This is a genomic window from Paracoccus sp. UBA5162, assembly GCF_002413585.1.
GTDB lineage: Bacteria > Pseudomonadota > Alphaproteobacteria > Rhodobacterales > Rhodobacteraceae > Paracoccus.
Window position 1 is genome coordinate 10,440 of record NZ_DHXG01000007.1, and the last position, 2,235, is coordinate 12,674.

3 protein-coding genes and 1 pseudogene are annotated in these 2,235 nt (G+C 67.4%); 2 read left to right on the forward strand and 2 right to left on the reverse strand.

Going from position 1 to position 2,235, the window contains the following annotated elements:
* Both aroB and B4A72_RS00830 read right to left on the reverse strand, forming a co-directional pair.
* A partial coding sequence (gene aroB / locus B4A72_RS00825) for a 3-dehydroquinate synthase (protein ID WP_292977955.1) occupies window positions 1-1,098 on the reverse strand: 1,098 nt, incomplete at its 3' end.
* Window positions 1,095-1,646 (reverse strand): shikimate kinase, encoded by a 552-nt coding sequence (locus tag B4A72_RS00830; RefSeq protein WP_292952565.1) that lies wholly within the window; start codon window positions 1,644-1,646, stop codon window positions 1,095-1,097. The genes B4A72_RS00830 and aroB, both read right to left, overlap by 4 nt.
* A 128-nt stretch (window positions 1,647-1,774) precedes the next feature.
* Here B4A72_RS00830 and B4A72_RS00835 point away from each other — a divergent pair, with 128 nt between their 5' ends.
* Both B4A72_RS00835 and B4A72_RS00840 read left to right on the forward strand, forming a co-directional pair.
* Window positions 1,775-1,915 (forward strand): hypothetical protein, encoded by a 141-nt coding sequence (locus tag B4A72_RS00835; RefSeq protein WP_292952562.1) that lies wholly within the window; start codon window positions 1,775-1,777, stop codon window positions 1,913-1,915.
* A pseudogene (locus B4A72_RS00840) lies at window positions 1,908-2,235 on the forward strand (hypothetical protein); the annotation flags it as partial. The gene B4A72_RS00835 and the pseudogene B4A72_RS00840, both read left to right, overlap by 8 nt.

Below are 2,235 nucleotides of genomic sequence, written 5' to 3' on the forward strand. Positions count from 1 at the left end.
CAATTGGCGCAGCAGATCGCCCGGAACCTGGTCGCAGACGAAAGCCGCGCCGATATCGCGGGCCAGGACAAAGCGAAGCCGCCCGTCCAGCACCTTCTTGTCCTGCCCCATCAGCGCGACCAGCGCCGCATCATCGGGCAGATCGCCCGGAATCTCCGACAGGCGCGCGGGCATCCCCATCTGCCGCAGATGCTGGGCCACCCGCGATGGCGCCTCCTGGCTGCACAGCCCCATCCGCGCCGACAGATCGAAGGCCAACGCGCAGCCGATCGCCACCCCCTCGCCATGCAGCAACCGGCCGGAATATCCGGTCGCGGCTTCCAGCGCGTGTCCGAAGGTGTGGCCCAGGTTCAAAAGCGCGCGCTCACCCTGCTCGGTCTCGTCGCGGCTGACGATGGCGGCCTTCATCGCCACCGAATGGGCCACCGCGTGTTGCCGTGCCGCCGGATCGGATCGCAGCCGCGACGCATTCGTTTCGAGCCAGGCGAAGAAATCCGCGTCCCCCAGCAGCCCGTATTTCGCCACCTCGCCATAGCCGGCCAGAAAATCGCGCGTCTCCAGGCTGTCCAGCAGCGCGATATCGGCCAAGACCAGCGCCGGCTGGTGGAAGGCGCCGATCAGGTTCTTGCCATGGGCGGAGTTGATACCGGTCTTGCCGCCGACACTGCTGTCGACCTGCGCCAGCAACGACGTCGGGACCTGGACGAAGCGCACTCCGCGCCGAAGGATCGCGGCCGCGAAACCCACCAGATCGCCGATCACGCCGCCGCCGAACGCGACCACCATATCGCGTCGTTCGATCCGGTTTTCCAGCAGCCATTCCACCACGCGGGTCAGGTGCGGCCAGCTTTTGGTGCCCTCGCCCGCCGGCAGCACCAGCGCCTCGCAGGCGATGCCCGCCGCCGAGAGCGCGTCGCGAAACGTCGCCAGGTGCAGGCGCGCGACATTTTCGTCGGTGACGACGGCCAGACGCGGGCGGATCAGCAGCGGCGCGATCTCGGCCCCCGCGCGTCTGATCAGACCCGCGCCGATGCGCACCTCGTAGGCACGCGCGCCCAGCGGCACATGAACGGCAACAGGGTCTTCGGCGACAGTCATTTCGTCTCCTGCAAAAGGTCGGCATCGGCGTGGCGGATCGCCTGCAACAGCCGGGTCGCGGATTGTTCGATGCTGTCGCCCGAGCGGACCCGAAAGTCCAGGTCCGCCATCGCATAGACCGGTGCGCGCTGCGCCAGCAGATGCTCCAGCGTGCCCTTGGGATCGGCGGTCTGCAACAACGGCCGGGTCGCGCGTTGCCGCACCCGATGCCACAGGATCTCCAGATCGCAATTCAGCCAGACCGACATGGCCCGCCGGCGGATCATCTCGCGATTGCGCGCCTGCATCCAGGCCCCGCCCCCGGTCGAGATCACGCCCGGTCCCTGACCCAGGATTCGCGCGATGACCTGTGATTCGCGGTCGCGGAAGAAGGCCTCGCCGTCGCGGGCGAAGATTTCCGAGATGGTCATCGCCGCGGCGGCCTCGATCTCGGTATCGGAATCGGTGAAGGGCACGCGCAGACGGCGGGCCAGTTCATGGCCCACGGCGGTTTTGCCCGCCCCCATCATGCCGATCAGCAGAATATGCCGACCCAGACGCTGCGCCATTCCCGTCTCCCCTGTTCTGGGCTGACTGAATGGCGTGATCTTTCGGAAATTGCCATATATATTCAGGCCGAGCGGGCGAAAGACCGGCCGAAAGACACGAAATTTCACGGCGAGCGAGGCAAGATTCGATGCGGTTGATCAAGGTTCTGGTGGTGCTGATTCTGGCGGCTCTGTTCGGGCTGGTCGGTTACGCCTATTTCGGCGACATGCAGGCCGACCGACAGGAAGTCCGCAAACCGATCCCGACCATGGGCGGTTCCGGTGACTAGAGACCTTTCCTTTCGCCTGATGCGCGGCGCGACCCTGGCGCTGATGCTGGGCCTGCCTGCCGCCGCCCAGCAACAGCCCCTGTCGGCAAGCGACTGGCTGTCGGGCAGCCTGAAGGCGCCGCCGCGCGAAAGTTCGTCCTGGCGGCCGGGGCAGAAACCGCCGCCCGGTGTGGAAGGCGCGGCCGGAAATCCGCGCCCGGTGGCCCCTTCCGGCTCGGTCGGGCAGGTTCAGGTGACGCGGCTTGGCCATGGCGATCCGGATGCGGCGGGCACGCAATCGCCGCGCCGCGCGGGTCTGCCCGCCGATCTGTGGCAGGGCA